The following is an 18196-nucleotide window of genomic DNA, read 5'->3' as shown; positions in this document are numbered from 1 at the left end:
TCATCGGCGGGCCGCCAGGTCACGCAGGGCGTCGGTGACCGACACCTGGTTCGGCTTGTCGATCTCACCGGCCAGCCGCCCGTCGGCGAGCAGCACCACCCGGTCGGCGTACGCGGCGGCGATCGGGTCGTGGGTGACCATGACGACAGTCTGGCCGAGGTCGCGTACCGAGTCGCGCAGGATGGTGAGCACCTCCGCGCCGGAGCGGGAGTCGAGGTTGCCGGTCGGTTCGTCGGCGAAGACCACCTCGGGGCGCGCCACGAGCGCCCGGGCGAGCGCGACCCGCTGCTGCTGACCGCCGGACAGCTCGCTGGGCCGGTGGTTCAGGCGGTCGCCGAGGCCCAGCATCCGCACCAGGTGCGCGAGGAGTTCGGCGTCGGGCTGCCGACCGGCGAGGTCCAGCGGCAGGGTGATGTTCTGCGCGGCGGTGAGCTGTGGCAGCAGGTTGAAGGACTGGAAGACGAACCCGATCCGTTCCCGGCGTACCCGGGTCAGCGTCCGGTCCGACTGGCCGGTCAGCTCCGTGCCGCCGAGCAGGACGCGACCGGAAGTGGCCGTGTCGAGGCCGGCGAGGCAGTGCATCAGGGTCGACTTGCCGGATCCGGACGCGCCCATGATGGCGGTGAACTCGGCCCGGCCGAAGCCGACCGAGACCCCGTCCAGGGCACGGACGGCCGTGTCGCCGCTGCCGTACACCTTCACCAGGTCGACCGCGGCTACCGCGGTGTGGCTGGTCTCCGGCGGGGCGTGGGTTGTCATCGTTCCTCCAGTGGCTGCGTGGTGACCGGGAAAGCCTCGCCGCGACCGGCGGGCGGGCGCATCGGCCCGGGGCCGGGTATCGCCGGTGCGGGGTCTGCCTTTTGGCCGATCCGACACCTCCGTCCGGCTGGCTACGCTGGGTCACCATGAGCACGCCGGATCTTCGACGATGGTGGGTACGCCTGGCCCAGACCGCCGGGCTGGTGGCCATGGGGCTGCTCGCCCTCTTCGACCTGCGGTACAGCTCGCCCACGAGCCTGGCCGCCCTGCTGCTCCTGCTGGTACGGGTGGGGCTGGCGGTGGCGACGGTCCCGCTCTGGCTGCCGGTGCACCGACCGGGCTCCCGCCGGCTGCCGTTGGCCGCGCTGATACTCGCCTCGGCGTCACTGGTCGTGACCGCGGCGATCGTGATCATTCCCGACGGCCGCTACGGGCTCGGTGGCGGCAGCTGGGGGCTCGCCGAGTCAGCCGGGCTGATCGGGGTGGTCTTCGTGGTGACGCGCTGGGGCGCGCCCCGACTCGCCCCGGCGGCGGCGGTGGTCGCCGGGCTCGCCGTCGCCGCGCTGCCGCTGCGTTCCGGCGCCGACAGCCTCCTGGTGATCTTCGGTCTGCTTCAGGTGATCGCCGCTGCCGGCGCCGCCGGGGTGGGGCTCTACCTCCGCGTCGTGGCCGCCGGCCGGGAGCGGGCCATCGCCCTGGTACGGGCCGAGCAGCGTGCGGAGTTCGCCCGGGACCTGCACGACTTCATCGCCCACCACGTCACCGGCATCGTGGTGCAGGCACAGGGCGCCCGGTTCGTCGCCGAGCAGGACCCGCAGCGGGTGATCGTCGCCCTGGGGCAGATCGAGCGGGCCGGCGCGGAGACGATGGCCTCGATGCGGCGGATGGTCGGCATCCTGCGCAACCCCGACGCCCCGCCGGACGCGCCGCTGGCGCCACTGGCCGGGGTGACCGAGCTGGAACCGCTGCTGACCGGGTTCAACGGCGCGGCGAACGCGCCGGCACGACTGCACGTCGACGGCGACCTGAACGGACTGCCCGTGGAGGTCTCGACGTCGGCGTACCGGGTGGTGATGGAGGGGCTGACCAACACCCGCCAGCACGCGCCGGACGCGCGGTCCGTGGCCGTGGCCGTGCGGCGTACCCCGGACTGGTTGCTGGTCCGGGTCGCCGACGACGGCGCGTCGCCGCGAACCGCGCCGGCCCGGGGGCACGGCTTCGGCCTGATCGGCCTCACCGAGCGGGTACGCGCCCTCGGCGGCACGATCACCGCCGGGCCCGGCGTCACCGGTGGCTGGGTGCTCGACGCGGCGTTCCCGCTCCACGTGGCGGTGGCCCGGTGATCCGGGTGCTGATCGCCGATGACCAGGCCATGGTCCGGACCGGCTTCGGCATGATCATTGGCGCCCAGTCGGACATGGAGGTGGTCGGCGAGGCCGCAGACGGCGTCCAGGCCGTCGAGCTGGCCCGACGACTGCGCCCGGACGTGGTGCTGCTGGACATCCGGATGCCCCGCCTCGACGGTCTGGAGGCACTGCGGCTGCTCGCGGGGCCGGGCGTCGCCGACCCGATCCGGGTGGTCGTCGTGACGACCTTCGACCTCGACGAGTACGTGCACACGGCGCTCTCCAACGGCGCGTGCGGCTTCCTGCTCAAGGACTCCGGCCCGGCCCTGCTGGTGGAGGCCGTCCGCGCGGCCGTGTCCGGAGACGCGCTGATCAGCCCCTCGATCACGGTACGACTGTTGGAGCACCTCAGCTCGCCGGCCCCGGCGCGCGACGACGGCGGCCTGTCGCCACGGGAACTCGACGTCGTGAAGCTCGTCGCCCGGGGCCTGACCAACGCCGAGATCGCCACCCAGCTTTTCATCGCCGTGGGCACGGTCAAGACCCACCTGGCGAGCGTGCAGATGAAACTCACTGCCCGCAACCGGGTCGAGATCGCCGCCTGGGCCTGGGAACGCCGCCTTGTCGGCTGACGGGACGACGCCCTGGCCACCGCCCACCTATCATCGTCATCAGTCGATGACTGGTCCGCTGCGGTCACTCGAAGGCGAGGCGATCAACCATGCGCGATCATCCCAGGCGCGGCGCCCGGTCCAGGGCCGCCGCACTGGCCGCCTGCACGCTCACGGCAGTCCTGATGGCGACGGGCGCGACCCCGGCGTACGCGGCCGCCGACGACACCGAGCCTCCCACCGCCCCCGGCCCGATCACTGTCGCCGCCGTCGACACCACCTGGGTAGAGCTGACCTGGGCTGCCTCGACCGACAACGTGGGGGTGGTCCGTTACCCGGTCTCCGCGCGATTCGAGGACAGTGGTCTGACCTGGTCCACCGACACCAACAGCATTCGGATCACCGGCCTGCGGCCGTCGCGCACGTACACCTTCTTCGTGTCGGCGCTGGACGCGGCCGGCAACGGCTCACCGTCGAACCCGAGCCTGCGGCTGACCATGCCACCGGGGGACGACCAACCGCCGGGCGCGCCGGGTCAACCGGTGGCGTTCGACGTCACCGCCACGGCGGTCCGGCTGCGCTGGGCGCACTCGGTGGAGAACGCGGCTCTGGAACGGTACGAGGTGTTCCGGGTGGACGCAGGCGGCGCTCTCACGCTGGTCCGCGACGTTTCCCAGTACCCGCCGGTCAACAGCGCCACGATCAACGGGTTGGCGCCGAACACCACGTACACCTTCGTGGTGCGGGCCCGCGACGAGGTCGGACTGCTGTCCGCGCTGTCCGCACCAGTCACCGTCACCACCCTGCCGCCGCCGCCGAGCTGTGCGGTCCGGTCGATAGTGGGGCAGTGGTCCGACGGGTTCGTGGCGCGTCTGGCGGTCACGAACACCGGCCCGACGGCGATCGACGGGTGGACGATGAGGTGGCGGTTCTATGCCGGCCAGCAGGTGCGCAGCCTGTGGGGCGCGGAGGTGGTCGACCGCGACAGCAGCTACCTGCGGGTGCGCAACGTGCGCCACAACAAGGTGATCCCGCCTGGCGGCACCGCGTCGCTGGGGCTGGTCGCCACCGGCACGCAACTACCGGAGGAAATCACGCTGAACGGCGGCATGTGCACGGTGGCAGACGAATAACGCTCGCCTCCGGGGTCTGGCGTGCGCCGCGACATCTTGCGACGCTAACGCCTGTGTATGACTACGACCTGTTGGTGCTGGGCTCCGGGCCCAGCGGTCAGAAGGCCGCGATCGCCGCCGCCAAACTCGGCAGGCGGGTCGCCATCGTGGACCGCCGCGACATGATCGGTGGGGTGTGCATCAACACCGGCACCGTGCCCTCCAAGACCCTGCGCGAGGCCGTGCTCTACCTGACCGGCCTGAGCCAGCGCGACCTGTACGGCAGCAGCTACCGGGTCAAGGAGGACATCACCGTCAGCGACCTGGCGGCCCGGACCCAGCACGTCATCACCCGGCAGACCGACGTCATCCGCAACCAACTGTCCCGCAACCGCGTCACGATGATCACCGGCACCGGGCGTTTCGCCGACGCGCACTCGATCTGGGTCGACGGCGGCTCCGGCCGCGAGTCCAAGGTGACCTTCGACAAGAGCGTCATCGCCGCGGGCACCCGCCCGGCCCGCCCGGACAGCGTCGACTTCGACGACCGGACGATCGTGGACTCCGACGGCGTCATCAACCTCCAGGCCGTACCCCGCAGCATGGTCGTGGTCGGCGCCGGCGTGATCGGCATGGAGTACGCCTCGATGTTCGCGGCGCTCGGCACCAAGGTGACGGTGGTGGAACGCCGCGACCGGATGCTGGATTTCTGCGACGACGAGATCATCGAGTCACTCAAGTACCACCTGCGCGACCTGTCCGTGGCGTTCCGCTTCGGCGAGGAGGTCGCCGCCGTGGAGAAGCACCAGACGGCGGCGCTGTGCATCCTCAAGAGCGGCAAGAAGATCGTCGCCGACACGGTGATGTACTCGGCCGGCCGGCAGGGCCAGACCGACGACCTGGCGCTGGAGGCGGCCGGGCTGGAGGCGGACCGACGCGGCCGGATCACCGTCGACGCCAACTACCGCACCGCAGTGGAGAACATCTACGCCGTCGGCGACGTGATCGGCTTTCCCGCGCTCGCGTCCACCTCGATGGAGCAGGGTCGGCTGGCCGCGCAGCACGCCTGCGGCGAGCCGATCCGGGAGATGCACGGCCTGCAACCGATCGGCATCTACACGATTCCGGAAATCAGCTTCGTCGGGCAGACCGAGGCGCAGCTCACCGAAAGCTCGACACCGTTCGAGGTGGGCATCGCCCGGTACCGGGAGTTGGCGCGGGGTCAGATCGTGGGCGACTCGTACGGCATGCTGAAGCTGCTCGTCTCCCCCGACGACGGTCGACTGCTCGGGGTGCACGTGTTCGGCACCGCCGCCACCGAGATCGTCCACATCGGTCAGGCGGTGATGGGCTGCGGGGGCACGATCAACTATCTCGTCGACGCGGTGTTCAACTACCCGACGCTGGCCGAGGCGTACAAGGTCGCCGCCCTGGACGCGTCCAACAAGATCCGCAACATCACCCGCATCGACGGCTAGCCACCACCGCCGACCTCGACCAGCTCCGCCAGCTGAATGCGGTAGTCAGGGCAGGTCGAGATGTCCTCGTGCGAGCAGTTCAGCCCGGCCGCGAGCAGGTCGAGCGCCGAGCGCAGCGCCGCCATCCTGGCCTGCACCGCGTCGTGGTTACGGCGCAGTACGTCCTTTCGGGTGGCCGGGTCACCTGCGGCGAGGAACGCCCGGATGTCCGACAGCGACAGGCCGGCCTGCTTCGCGCGCAGAATCGAGGCCACCCTGAACAGGTCGTCGCGGGTGTAGCGGCGACGACCGCCGGTGACCCGGACCGGGCGGAGCAGGCCCACCGACTCCCAGTGCCGCAAGACGTGCGCTGGCAGGCCGAAGTGGTCGGCCACCTCGCCGATCGTCATCGGGCTTGACTTCATGTCGACATTAAGTCCCAGGCTGGCAGGCATGTCCAGTCTTCTAGCTGCCCTCGATGTCATTGAGAGCGAACCCACGGCCGTCGCACTGCGCGCCCGTTCCTACGAGTTGCTCGGCGACCTCACCGGCCGAACCGTCGTCGACGTTGGTTGTGGCAGTGGCCGTGCCGTCGGCGAGCTGGCCGGGCGCGGAGCCCACGCGGTCGGGGTTGACGTCGATCCCGAGATGATCGCCGTGGCCCGCGCGCGCTGGCCTGCCGGCGAGTTCCACGTCGGCGACGCCACCGAGCTGCCGATCGAGACCGGATCGGCCACGTACTACCGGGCGGACAAGGTGTTGCACGTGCTCGACGATCCGGCGCGGGCCGTGGCCGAGGCACGGCGCGTGCTCACACCGGGAGGTCGAGCCGTACTGCTGGGCCAGGACTGGGACCTGATCGCCATCGACTCGGACCAGCCGGAGACCACTCGCCGACTGGTCCACGCGCGGGCAGACTCGCTCCCGTCGCCGCGCGTTGCCCGCAGGTATCGCAACCTGCTTCTCGACGCCGGCTTCACCGACCCGGTCGTCGAGGTGCACAGCGCGGTGTTCACCGAGGACACCGCGCTCAAGCTGTTGCAACGGATCACCGACGAGGAGATCTGGCTCGCCGAGCAGGCCGAGCGCGCCCGGACGAACCGAATCCTCGTCGTCGTCCCGATGTTCCTCGTCGCCGCCCAAACCTGACACCAGCATCTCGACGACGGTAAAGCCCCTACCCACCTCATCCCCTACCGCCTCTCCTGGTGATCAAGAGGTTTCCGTCATCCGATCTGGCGTGTCGTGACGGAAACCTCTTGATCAACGAGGGCAGGGGTGGGTGGGGCCGGTGCGGGGCCCTGCCCCCCGCACCGGCCGGTGGGTGCGTCAGCCTGCGGAGCAGGTGGGGCTCAGGCTGCCGGCGGTGCCGTTGGCCTGGAACCCGAACTCGGTGGACTGCCCGGCACCGACCTGACCGTTGTAGGCGACGTTGGTCCAGTTCGTCGTGCCGCTGTTACCACTGCGGTTGGCGCTCCAGGCGTTGGTGACTGTGGCACCGGACGGCAGTCCGATCGACACCGTCCACCCGTTGAGCGCCGACGAGCCCGCGGTCACCCGTACGTTCGCCACGAAGCCACCGTTCCACTGGTTCACCGACACCGTGGCGGTGCAGCCACCCGTGCCCGGCGGCGGCGTGGTGGGCGGGTCGGTCGGCGGGTCGGTCGGCGGGTCGGTCGGCGGGTCCGTGGGCGTGGTGCCGTTGTTCAGCGCGGCGAGAACAGCGTCGTACGCGGGCTTCTTCGAGCCGTTGCTGTTGAACAGCAGCGGGGTCTGCGAAGCGCGCCACGAGTCACTGTCGCGGATGCCCCACACCGTGATGCCGTTGCAGCGGGCAACGGCCAGGCAGTCCTCGACGACGCTGCGGTACGTGTTCGCCGAAGCGCCCTGGATGTCCAGCTCGGTGATCTGCACGTCCACACCGAGCGCCGCGAAGCTCGACAGGGTGGTGCGGTAGTTGCTCACGTACGGTGAGTCGTTGTTGAAGTGCGACTGGAACCCGACGCAGTCGATCGGCACGCCACGGGCCTTGAAGTCGCGCACCATGTTGTAGACGCCCTGGGTCTTGGCGTGCGTCCAGTTGTCGGTGTTGTAGTCGTTGTAGCAGAGCTTTGCGCCCGGGTCTGCGGCACGCGCCGCCCGGAACGCCGCCTCGATCCAGTCGTTGCCGGTGCGCTGGAGGTTGGAGTCGCGACGGCCTCCGGAGCTGCCGTCGGCGAACGCCTCGTTCACCACGTCCCACGCCACGACCTTGCCGCGGAAGTGGGTGGCCACCTGCGTGACGTGGTTGAGCATCGCCTGCCGCAGCGCGCTGCCGCTCATGCTCTCCATCCAGCCGGGCTGCTGCGAATGCCACGCCAGGGTGTGACCCCGCACGTTCATCCCGCGGCTGCGGGCGTGGTTGACGATCTGGTCCGCCGCCCCGTAGCTGAACTGGTTCTGCTGCGGCTCGGTGGCGTTCATCTTCATTTCGTTCTCGGCGGTCACCATGTTGAACTCACGGTTCAAAATCGTGGTGTACGCGCTGTCGGAGAGCTTGAAGCCGGCCACCGCCGTACCGAAGTAGCGACCCTTCTCGGCGGCGGACGCGCCGAGCGTCGTCCCGGCCGAGGCGGGCGCCGTCGCGAACAGCGCCATGCCGGCGGCGAGGGCACCCGCGCCGGCCAGCGCGACTGCGGCTCTGGATGCCGCCTTCCATCTCGGACTTCTCATCGTGTGACTCCTTTGAGGGTGGTGGGGTGGGAGGGGAAATCAGGACACCGAACAGGCGGCACCGTTGAGCGCGAACGAGGTGGGCTTGCCGGTGCCGCCCTCGTGCGTGGCCTGGAAGCCGATCTCGACCGACGCGTTCGGGGCGATGGTGTTGTTGTAGGAGACGTTGCGGGCGGTCACCGCGCCGCTCACCGGGGCGTACTGGGCGTTCCAGCCGCTGGTGATGCGCTGTCCGCTGGGCAGCGTGAAGGTCAGCGCCCAGCCGTTCACGGCGGTGGCACCGGTGTTGGTGATGACCACGCTCGCGGTGAAGCCGCTGTTCCAGGCGTTGACCGTGTAGCCGACCCGACAGGCGCCGTCGGTCGGCGGCGGAGTCGTCGGCGGCGGAGTCGTCGGCGGCGGGGTCGTCGGCGGCGGGGTGGTCGGCGGCGCGGTGCCGTCCAGCCCGAAGAAGCGGATCACCTGCGCGGCGTCGACCGGCAGGTTGTGCGTGACACCCTGCATGCTGATCGCCTCGACCGGCGCCATCGGGCCGCTGCTGCCGTAGCGGGTGCGGGTGTGGCCGGACTGCGGGGAGTCGGTGTACGTCGGGGTCTGGCTCAGCCCGTGCACGTTGGTCCACTGCTTGACCTGCTCGCCGAAGTTCGGATAGCGCAGCGTCTCGTCGTTGGTGCCGTGCCAGATCTGCATCCGGGGTCGCTGGCCGGTGTAGCCGGGGTACGCCTCCCGGACCAGGTCACCCCACTGCTGCGCGGTCCGGATGAGTTGCCCGTTGGCGCACTGGCTGTTCCACTCCGAGGTGCCGCCGGTGGCGAAGCAGGCGAACGGCACCCCGGCGAACGAGGAGCCTGCCGCGAACACGTCCGGGTAGACGCCCAGCATGACGTTGGTCATCATCGCGCCGGACGAGGTGCCGGTGGCGAAGATCCGCGCGGGGTCGGCGGAGTAGCGCTGCTTCACGTAGTCGACCATCGACATGAGCCCGACCGGGTCGCTGCCGCCGCCACGGCGCAACGCCTGCGGTGAGTAGACGTCCCAGCACTTGCTGCTGCGGGTTGCCGACGGGTAGATCACGATGAACCCGTACCGGTCCGCGAGGGAGGCGTACTGGGTCCCCGAGTGGAACGCGGGGCCCGTCCCGGTGCAGTAGTGCATGGCCAGGAGGATCGCCGGTCGGGTCGCCACCCGGTCCGGGACGTACAGGTGCATTTGTAGGTTGGTGGGGTTGGTGCCGAAGTTGGTCACCTGCGTGAGCGTCGCCGCCGACGCGGGAGCGGCGAACGTCAACGCGGCGGCGGCCAGTGTCACGGCCGCCATGACGACGCCAAGCATTCTCGTCTTCAGTGTCATCGTCGCGATCCCTTGCGGAAAAAGGCGCGTGGAAGGGGACTTAAGTCGAGGACTGCCCTTCGCCCGACCTTGACCGCGGCTCGCGTGACCATGTCAGCTTCAATCGAGCACACTCGATTGTCAAGACTTCCGGAAACCTTTCGCCGCAACGGTTCTGGCGGCCACCTGCGCGGCAATGGGCATCGGCGGGCGTCTTCAGCGCCGCTGGGTGGCGATGAATTATCGGCACGTTTTCGGAACCTGCCAGGCCGCCGCTGGGCACACGGCACAACGGCGACCCGACCGGATGACCCGGCCGTCCGCACCGCCGCTCAGTAGATGTCCCGCCCTCGCTCGTCCGGCACCCCGGACTTGCGGTAGAAGTACGTGTTGATCTGGTCGCGCCACTCGGTGGCGCAGCGCACCTGCTCGTCGAGGCGTTCGGCGACCCGCTCGTACACGCTCGGGTCGATCATCCCGGTCAGCGTCTGCCACCTGCGTCGCATCACCATCACCTCCTCGACCCCGGCGAAGTGGGTGTCGTAGATGTGCTGGATGACCGTCGAGCCGCTGTGCAGCACGTGCCCGTACGGCACGTGGTGGAAGAAGAGCAGCAGCTCGTCGGGGCAGGTCTCGGGTGACTCGTACACCTGCGCCCAGTACGGCGGGTACTGGCCGGCGAAGCCGGTGCCCGACGCTCGGCTGCGGTCCACGCCGACGCCGTCGCGGTCGGCGAAGTGGTAGGTGCCCCACCGGGTGTACTCGTACCCGTCGATGCCGGGACCGTAGTGGTCGCCGGGGTTGACCATGAAACCGACACCCAGCGGGGCGGTGTAGCGCTCGTACGTGCGCCACGAGTCGTCCATGATCTCGTGCAGGATCCGCCGCACCAGCTCCGCGTCGGCGGTCGCCGACGGCGGAAAGGTCAACGTGATCCACTCGTCGAGGATCGCCGTCGGGTCCCGCCGAGGGTCCCAGGCCAGCCGGCCGAACGCGTACAGGTTGGCCTGCGCCAACGGATGCCCGGTCCAGAAGAGGTCGTCGCCGACGTTGGCGACGGCGACCATCCCGCCGCCCGCCGCCGACTCCCCCGTGACCACGTCGGCGATCGTCCGCCCGTCCGGCCCCCAGGGAGCGAAGCCGAGCACCTCACTCCACCACGGGCCGAGGTGGCAGACGTGCCGCTGTTGGCCCGTGTACTCCTGAGTGACCTGCAACTCCACCGCCAGCCGGGTCGCCGGCATCGCGGCGAACACCGGTGACACCGGCTCGCGCGGCTGGAAGTCCACCGGGCCGAACTTCACCTGGACGACCACGTTGGTACGGAACCGCCCGTCGAGCGGGGCGAAGTGGTCGTACGCGGCCCGAGCCCGGTCGGTGGACCGGTCCCGCCAGTCCTGGTGGTGGTTGTAGACGAACGCCCGCCAGTGCACCACTCCCCCGTGCGGGGCGAGGGCCTCGGCCAGCAGGTTCGCCCCGTCGGCGTGGTCACGGCCGTACGTGAACGGGCCGGGTTGCCCCTCCGAGTCGGCCTTCACCAGGTAGCCGCCGAAGTCCGGGATCCGGTCGTACACCCGTCTGGTGGTTCCGGCCCACCAGAGGCGTACGTTCTCGTCCAGCGGGTCGGCGGTCGGCAGGCCACCGAGGAGCACCGGCGCGGCGAAGCTGACCGACAGGTGCACCCGGATGCCATACGGGCGCAGCGCGTCCGCGATCTCGGCCACATCCCCGATCCGTTCGGTGAGCAACAGCGCCTCGGTGCGGGCCACATTGACGTTGTTCACCGATATCGCGTTGATCCCACAGGACGCCAGCAGCCGCCCGTACTCCCGCACCCGGGCCAGGTCGCCGCGCGGACGGCCGTCCTGCCAGAAGATCGAGCCGCCCGCGTACCCCCGTTCGACCTGGCCCATCACCGGGTGCACTGCCACGTTGTCCCAGTGGTTCAACATCCGTCGGCGCAGCGCCGGCTGGTGCCGCTCCGGGGGTCGGGCCGGGTCGAAGGCCGCCGCGCAGAGCCGGACCACGTGGAAGAGCCCGTACAGCAGGCCGGCGGGCGCGTCGGCCAGCACCACCGTCACGTCGCCGGCCCGCGCCAACACGAAACCCTCGTCGCCGAGCGTCCCGCCGTCGCCCAGCTCGACCAGCGCCGCCTCGCCGGCGGCGCGGGCCGCCTCCACCGCCGGATTGGGCAGCTCGGCGGCGTCGCGCAGGGCGATCACCAGGTCGACGTCAACGTCCCAGGACGGGGAGTGCCACACCCGTCCGCCGTAACGGGCGCAGGCGCGCGAGACCTCGTTGAGGACGGTGTCGACGAGCAGCCCCTCGCCGTGCAGGAGGATGCGACGCGCGCCGAGCGACCGGAACGCCTCCGGCGGCAGCCAGGCCGGGTGGACGCGCGGTTCGTCACCGTCCATCGACTCCTCGACGAACATCAGCTGCTCCAACTCCACCGACTCTTCGGCGTTCACCGGTCCTCCTTCAGCACGACAACCCCGTACGCCGGCAGCCGCAGGGCGCCGCCGGCCGCCGTACGGTCGCCGGTGAGCAGGTCGACGCCGCCGGTCCGGGCAGTCACCTCGACCGGCTCGGCGCGGTGGTTCAGCAGAAACAGCAGCCGCGACCCGTCCGCCGCGACCCGCACGGCGGATTCCAGGTCCGGCACGTCCGGGTAGGGCCCGAGCAGATCGTGCCGGGCGAGCACCTGCCGAACCACCCAGGACACTCCGGACTGGTCCAGCCCGGTGGCCACGTACCATCCGTCGCCGGCGCCGAAGGAGTTACGGGTCACCGCGGGGGTGCCCGCGTAGAAGTCGGCCTGGTACGTGCCGACGACCTGCGCGCCCTGCGGGATCACCAGCTCGAACAGCAGGCTCGCGTCGACGTCGACCTGATCCGCGCCGTCGCCGAGGCGGACCGTGTTGACCACCTCCGGGCCGCGGGCGTCCCACTCGTCGACCCGGACGCCCATGAGCTGACCGAGCGGGCCCGGCACGTCCATCAGGAACGCCTGGTCGTTCTCGTCCACCCGGCCCGACAGGTAGGTGGTCAGCACCGACCCTCCGCGCGTCGCCACCGCCTCCAGCCGCTGCGGCAGGTCACCCTTGAGCAGGTGCAGGGCCGGGGCCACGACCACGTCGTAGCCGGACAGGTCGGCGGTCACCGCGACGACGTCCAGGTCCACACCGGCGTCCCAGAGGGCCCGGTGGTACGCGAGCACGACCTGCTGGTAGCGGACCAGCCGGGACGGGCCGTCGGACAGCTCCAACGCCCACCAGCTGTCCCAGTCGAACAGCAGCGCCACCCGGGCCGGGGTCCGCGCGCCCAGTGACGCCGGGCCGAGCCGTTCCAGTTCGGCGCCCAGCTCGGCGACCTCCCGGAACACCCGGGTGTCGGAGCGACCGGCGTGCCCGATGACGGCGCCGTGGTATTTCTCGCTGGCCCCACGGGAGGCACGCAGCTGGAAGAAGAGGACCGCGTCGGCGCCGTGCGCCACCGCCTGCCAGCTCCACAGCCGCATCAGACCGGGGCGCTTCAACGGGTTGACGTCACGGCACGCGGTGAAGCTCGGGGTCTGTTCCATCAGCCAGAACGGCTGGCCGTCCTTGAGCCCGCGCATCAGGTCGTGGGTCAGCGCCATCCGGGCCGCCGACGCGTCGTCGGGCGGGTAGTTGTCCCAGGAGACGAAGTCCAGATGAGGGGCCCAGCGGTGGTAGTCGATCGGGCGGTACATGCCCATGAAGTTCGTGGTCACCGGCAGTGCCGGGCTGGACTCCCGGATGGCCGCCTTCTCGTCGCGGAAGTTCGTCAGCATCGCGTCGGAGGTGAACCGCAGGTAGTCCAGTGTGATGCCCGGAAACGCCGTGTGATCCGGACCGCGCCAGTGCTCGGTCAGCGCCGAGGGCGGCTCGATCTCGTCCCAGTCGGTGAAGGTGTGCGACCAGAAGGTGGTGTACCAGGCCTCGTTCAGCTCGTCGAGGGTGCCGTAGCGGTGGCGCAGCCAGTTCCGGAAGCCGGCCGCGCACAGAACGCAGTAACAGGCGCCGCCGTACTCGTTGCCGACGTGCCAGGCGAGCACCGCCGGGGTGTCGGCGTAGCGACGGGCGACCCGGCGGGCCAGCTCCGTCGAGAGCCGGCGGAAGATCGGCGAGCTGGGGCAGGAGTTGTGTCGCTGGCCGAAGCGGTGCTTGCGGCCCTCGAAGTCGGTCCGGGTCACCTCGGGGTACGCCTTCGCCAACCACGGTGGGTGGGCTCCGGTGCCGGTGGCCAGGCAGATCCCGCGTCCCTCGGCACTGGCCCGCTCGACGATCCTGTCCAGCAGCGCGAAGTCGTAGGTGCCCTCGGCGGGTTGGGTGAGCGCCCAGTCGAACACCCCGAGGGTGACCAGGTCGATCCGTGCCGTGTCGAAGAGACGGTAGTCCTGCTTCCACACGTCCTCGGGCCACTGTTCCGGGTTGTAGTCGCCCCCGAAGGGCACCTTGGCGCTGAGGGGCAGGCTCATCTGGTGAACTCCTCCCGGATCAGGTGGATCATCGGGTCGCCGACGCGCAGGTACGCCAGCACCGCGATCGACGCCAGCAGCATCAGCACCGCTTCGGAGAAGACCGCGGTGATCCCGGCCGCAGCGGCCAGCAGCAGGGCGCTGCCGACGGGAACACCGGGGGTACGTACGAGGAAGTGCACGGCCAGCCGGAGCACGTCGCGGGTGCGGAAGTCGAACAGCGAGGTGATCACCAGGGCGTTGGCCGCGCAGAGCGTCACGCCCACTCCGATCAGCACCAGCGGCACCGCCCACCAGCTCGACAGGCCGACAGCGTCGCGGTAGGCGAGGTTCACGGCGAGCACTGTCAGCCACAGCAGCGTCGGCACCCAGACGCGCAGCACGCCGAGCACGTTGGCCCGGTAGCCGTGCCAGAACAGGGTGGCCGGGCGCAGGTCGGTCAGGTCGGTTCGCTGGTGGCGCAGGGCGTACAGGGCGGCGGAGATCGCCGGGCCGACCGGTACCAGCAGGAGCGCGGCCAGCGGCAGGTTGCTCGGATCGCGGCCCAGCACCAGCAGCGGAAGCAGGGCGGGCAACGTGGTGAGCAGCAGGAGCAGCTCGACCACGAGCAGGATGTAGACGCGCGAGGTGATCCGCGACAGTGGCCCGTCGCCGAACTGTCGCCGGGTCTGAGTCGCGCCACTCACGCTCGCTCCCTCCGGTCGACTGAGCTGATCCGTGGTCGCCGGGGTCCGGCCGGGCCGCACCAGGCGACCCGACCGGACTCCCGCCGATCAGCCGTTGTTCTTCTGGAACCGCTCGTACGCCTTGTTGACCAGGTCGATGTACTGGTCGGAGTTCTTGGCCTTCAGCTCGGCCACGTACGCGTCCCACTCACTGAGCGGACGCTGACCGAGGGCGAACTTCAGCGTGTTCTGGGTGACGAAGTCCTTCAGCGGCGTCTCCCAGAGCGACACCTGCTCGCGCTCCTCGTCGCTCAACGGGGCCGGCGGGGGCACCACCCTCGGCTTGCGGGCGTCCATCACCTTCTGGAACTCCAGCTCCTCCGGCGAGAAGAACCCGCGAACCAGGTCGGGAGTGCCGCCGTAGGCGAAGACGCCGTTGTGGAAGCCGAAGTCCTTCTGCAGGTGCTTGGGCGCCTCCGGGTTGAGCCCGAGGAAGTCGACCCCGGGGTTGAGCGTGCGCTTGCCGGACGCGTCCTTGGTGAAGGTCGTGCCCTCGACGCCCCAGCGGGCAAACTCCAGGCCTGCGTCCGAATACCACAACCAGTCGATGAACTGCATCATGGCCACGAAGTTCTTGCTCTCCCGAGCCTTCGTGGAGATCATGATGCCGTTCTCCAACCGGGGGAACGGGTTGATCTCGCCAGCCGGGCCGATCGGCAGCGGGATCTTGGCCATCTTGGCGTTCGGCAGCGTCTTGGCCAGGTCGGGGCGGTGGTTGTTGACCAGGGTCTGCGCGTTGCCGGTGACCACGAAGGACTTGCCGTTGGCGAGCTTCTGGCGGGCCTGGTCGTCGGTCTGGGTGAAGCTTTCCGGGTCGAGCAGGCCCTCGGCGACGAGCTTGTGCAGGTAGGTGACCATCTGCTTGTACTGCTCGGACGCGCCGGTGTAGCTGAACTTCTTCGCCGCCGGGTCCCAGGTCGCGTGCTGGTAGTCCCAGCCGGCCTGGGTGCCGTGAGCGGAGCCGAGGATGTTCAGCAGCGCGCCGGTCGGGTTGGGCTTGCTGAAGAGGTCGGAGTACGGGTAGACGTTCGGGTACTTCGCCTTCATCGCCTTGAGCACCGTGTACAGCTCGTCCCAGGTCTTCGGGACCGCCAGGTTGAGCTCCTGCATGATGTCGGTGCGCACCAGCACCGTGTAGTCCTGCGTGGGCTTCTCGTGGAGGCCGGGGAGCAGGTAGAACTTACCGTCGGACTGCCGCAGGTTGTCGATCTCCGGCTGGAGGTTCCACTTGGTGATCTTGTCCTTGAGGTTGGGCATCAGGTCCAGGTAGTCGCTCACCGGGAGGATCGCCCCGGAGGACACGAAGGCGTTCTCCTGCGGGTGGTACGTCTTCGGAATGATCAGCGGGGCGTCACCGGCGCCGATCAGCAGGCTGCGCTTCTGCTCGTAGTCGCTCAGCGGCACGGCCACCGGATCGATCTTGACATTGGTCCGCTTGGTGAGCTCCGACCAGAACAGCCAGTCTTCCTTGAGCGGGTAGAACGTGTGGTTGTTGTAGAGGGTGGAGAACGAGAGAGCCTCGGTGGCCTTGAACTGGTCGCCGATGCCGTAGTTGGCCATCGCGCCGACCCGGTTCTCGGAGAGGTCGGTCGACTCACCGGGGTCCTCGGAACAGGCGGTGGCAAGGGAGAGCGCGAGCAGACCCGCGGTGGCCAAGGCCAGGCGGCGCCCCGTCTTGTGGAGCATGGCTCGTCCTTTCGGTGGTGGGGTTTCGGTGGGGAAGCGGTGCGGCGCCGGCGTCATCCCTTGACCGCGCCGAGCATCACGCCGCGGACGAAGTACCGCTGGACGAAGGGGTAGACCGCCAGGATCGGCAGGGTGGTGAGCACGATCGTCACGGCCTGGAGTGTGGCCGCGGCCTGCACGACGTCGGCCTCGGCCGCGCCTGACTGCTGTGCGTCGGTGGCACCCGCGATCAGGTTGCGCAGGTACACGGTGACCGGCAGCAGATCCTGCCGGTCGATGTAGAGGAACGCGGTGAACCACGAGTTCCAGAAGGAGACCGCATAGAAGAGCACCATCGTCGCGATGATCGCCTTCGACAGCGGCAGCACGATCCGCAGCAGGATGCCGTACGTGTTCAGCCCGTCGACGGCTGCGGCCTCCTCCAGCTCGCTCGGCAGACTCTCGAAGAACGCCTTCATGACCAGCAGGTTGAACACGCTGATGGCATTGGGGATCACCACGGCCCAGATGGTGTTCTTCATGCCCAGGCTGGTGACCAGCACGTAGTTGGGAATCAGGCCACCGGAGAAGAACATGGTGAACAGCGCGACACCGACGAGCACTCCGCGTCCCTTGAGCTGCGGCTTCGACAGCACGTACGCGTAACAGGTGGTCAGCACGATCGAGATGAGCGTCGCGACCACCGTGTACACCACAGTGTTGCGGTAGTTCGTCCAGAACATCGAGTCGGACATCACCAGCTTGTACGCGGTCAGGTCGAACCCGCGCGGGAAGAAGGTGACCTTGCCGGCGATGATGTACGCCTCTTCGCTGAGCGAGCGGGCCACGATGTTGAGGAACGGGTACAACGTCACGACCACGACGCCGAGCAGGACGACGGTGTTGACGACGCGGAAGATCCGGTAACCCCGGCTGTCGTCCGGCCCGCGCGTCTTCGGGGCGTCGATCTTCGTACCGAAGGTCACCACAGGCTCGTCCCCACAGTGCGACGGGAGATGATGTTCGCCGACAGGACGAGGATCAGCCCGATCACCGCCTCGAAGAGGCCGATGGCAGCCGCGTAGCTGAAGTTGCTCGACTGGAAGCCCATCCGGAACAGATAGGTGGAGACCACGTCGGCCGTCGGGTACGTCAACGGGTTGTAGAGCAGCAGGATCTTCTCGAACCCGACGGCCAGGAAGCTGCCGATGTTGAGGATCAGCAAAGTCATCATCGTCGGGCGGATGCCGGGCAACGTGATGTGCCAGGTCTGGCGCAGCCGGCCGGCGCCGTCGATCCGGGCGGCCTCGTACAGGTCCTCGTCGATGGTGGTGAGGGCGGCGAGGTAGAGGATCGTGCCCCAGCCGACCGTCTGCCAGACCTCGGACGAGACGTAGATGGTGCGGAACCACTCGGGTCTCTGCAGGAACGCCACCGGGTCGCCGCCGAACAGGCTGACGAGTTGGTTGGCCGTGCCCTCGATCGAGGTCAACTGCATGACCATCGCCGCCACGATCACGATCGACAAAAAGTGCGGCAGGTAGGACACGGACTGGACGAACCGCTTGAAGCGGCGGGCCCGGACCTCGTTGAGCAGCAACGCCAGCACGATGGGCAGCGGGAAGCAGAACAGCAGGGTCAGCGCCCCGAGCACCAGGGTGTTGGTGAACACCTCCCAGAACGTCGGGTCGCTGAGGAACATCCGGAAGTAGCGCAGCCCGACCCAGTACTCACCGAAGATGCTGCCGCCCGGCTTGAACCGACGGAACGCGATGATGTTGCCGATCATCGGCAGATATCGGAACACCAGGAAGAACAGCAGCGGCAGGATGGCGAGGGAGTAGAGCTGCCAGTCCCGGCGCAGTGCCTGCCGCCAACTGCGACGGCGTCGTGGCGAGCGCGGGGCAGGGCTCTGCGCCCGCTGCGGAGGACTCGGCGGCGCCGGCGGCGGTGGCCGCAGGGTGGATGTCATCCGTGGC

General features: G+C 69.3%; 15 protein-coding genes. 5 read left to right on the top strand and 10 right to left on the bottom strand.

Annotated elements, in window-relative coordinates; all coding sequences use genetic code 11:
* Positions 1–759, bottom strand: a complete 759-nt coding sequence (locus ABZU43_RS12440) for an ABC transporter ATP-binding protein (protein ID WP_355006610.1) — start codon at positions 757–759, stop codon at positions 1–3.
* 146 nt (positions 760–905) lie between these two features.
* On the opposite strand from ABZU43_RS12440, the gene ABZU43_RS12435 reads away from it, so the two are divergent.
* The 4 genes from ABZU43_RS12435 (at position 906) to sthA (ending at position 5306) form a co-directional block, all read left to right on the top strand.
* Entirely contained in the window at positions 906–2102 is a 1197-nt protein-coding gene (locus ABZU43_RS12435; RefSeq protein ID WP_355006609.1) for a histidine kinase, read from the top strand.
* The gene (locus ABZU43_RS12430; protein WP_355006608.1) at positions 2099–2737 is read left to right on the top strand and encodes a response regulator transcription factor; all 639 of its coding nucleotides are present in this window, start codon (positions 2099–2101) and stop codon (positions 2735–2737) included. Before ABZU43_RS12435 ends, ABZU43_RS12430 begins: the two co-directional genes overlap by 4 nt.
* 89 nt (positions 2738–2826) lie before the next feature.
* Positions 2827–3849 carry a cellulose binding domain-containing protein gene (locus ABZU43_RS12425; protein WP_355006607.1) on the top strand — a complete coding sequence of 341 codons (1023 nt, stop codon included), beginning with the start codon at positions 2827–2829 and terminating at the stop codon, positions 3847–3849.
* Between the two features lie 53 nt (positions 3850–3902).
* On the top strand, positions 3903–5306 hold the full coding sequence (gene sthA, locus ABZU43_RS12420) for a Si-specific NAD(P)(+) transhydrogenase (RefSeq protein WP_355006606.1): 1404 nt from the start codon (positions 3903–3905) through the stop codon (positions 5304–5306).
* Here the strand turns inward: sthA and ABZU43_RS12415 are convergent.
* Complete coding sequence (locus tag ABZU43_RS12415) at positions 5303–5710, bottom strand: MerR family transcriptional regulator (protein ID WP_355006605.1); 408 nt, start codon at positions 5708–5710, stop codon at positions 5303–5305. The genes sthA and ABZU43_RS12415 overlap by 4 nt on opposite strands.
* A 28-nt stretch (positions 5711–5738) precedes the next feature.
* Between ABZU43_RS12415 and ABZU43_RS12410 the strand changes: the two genes are divergently transcribed.
* A complete protein-coding gene (locus ABZU43_RS12410; protein ID WP_355006604.1) occupies positions 5739–6434 on the top strand; it encodes a methyltransferase domain-containing protein in 696 nt (231 codons plus the stop codon).
* A 180-nt stretch (positions 6435–6614) separates the two neighbouring features.
* Here the strand turns inward: ABZU43_RS12410 and ABZU43_RS12405 are convergent, their stop codons facing one another.
* From ABZU43_RS12405 to ABZU43_RS12370, 8 genes are all read right to left on the bottom strand, one after another.
* Positions 6615–7922 (bottom strand): endo-1,4-beta-xylanase, encoded by a 1308-nt coding sequence (locus tag ABZU43_RS12405; RefSeq protein WP_355006780.1) that lies wholly within the window; start codon positions 7920–7922, stop codon positions 6615–6617.
* A 114-nt stretch (positions 7923–8036) separates the two neighbouring features.
* Complete coding sequence (locus ABZU43_RS12400; protein ID WP_355006603.1) at positions 8037–9347, bottom strand: PHB depolymerase family esterase; 1311 nt, start codon at positions 9345–9347, stop codon at positions 8037–8039.
* 311 nt (positions 9348–9658) lie between these two features.
* Positions 9659–11797, bottom strand: a complete 2139-nt coding sequence (locus ABZU43_RS12395; protein ID WP_355006602.1) for an alpha-glucuronidase — start codon at positions 11795–11797, stop codon at positions 9659–9661.
* A complete protein-coding gene (locus tag ABZU43_RS12390) occupies positions 11794–13827 on the bottom strand; it encodes a beta-galactosidase (protein ID WP_355006601.1) in 2034 nt (677 codons plus the stop codon). Before ABZU43_RS12390 ends, ABZU43_RS12395 begins: the two co-directional genes overlap by 4 nt.
* The gene (locus ABZU43_RS12385; protein WP_355006600.1) at positions 13824–14513 is read right to left on the bottom strand and encodes a DUF624 domain-containing protein; all 690 of its coding nucleotides are present in this window, start codon (positions 14511–14513) and stop codon (positions 13824–13826) included. Before ABZU43_RS12385 ends, ABZU43_RS12390 begins: the two co-directional genes overlap by 4 nt.
* Positions 14514–14600: 87 nt before the next feature.
* Positions 14601–16238: an extracellular solute-binding protein gene (locus ABZU43_RS12380; RefSeq protein ID WP_355006599.1), complete on the bottom strand. Its 1638-nt coding sequence runs from the start codon at positions 16236–16238 to the stop codon at positions 14601–14603.
* Positions 16239–16291: 53 nt separating this feature from the next.
* The gene (locus tag ABZU43_RS12375; RefSeq protein ID WP_355006598.1) at positions 16292–17203 is read right to left on the bottom strand and encodes a carbohydrate ABC transporter permease; all 912 of its coding nucleotides are present in this window, start codon (positions 17201–17203) and stop codon (positions 16292–16294) included.
* Positions 17200–18189: an ABC transporter permease subunit gene (locus ABZU43_RS12370; RefSeq protein WP_355006597.1), complete on the bottom strand. Its 990-nt coding sequence runs from the start codon at positions 18187–18189 to the stop codon at positions 17200–17202. Before ABZU43_RS12370 ends, ABZU43_RS12375 begins: the two co-directional genes overlap by 4 nt.
* Positions 18190–18196 lie beyond the last annotated feature (7 nt).

The organism is Micromonospora sp. NPDC005205, from assembly GCF_040608275.1.
GTDB lineage: Bacteria > Actinomycetota > Actinomycetes > Mycobacteriales > Micromonosporaceae > Micromonospora.
This window is presented reverse-complemented; position numbering and strand designations above follow the sequence as displayed.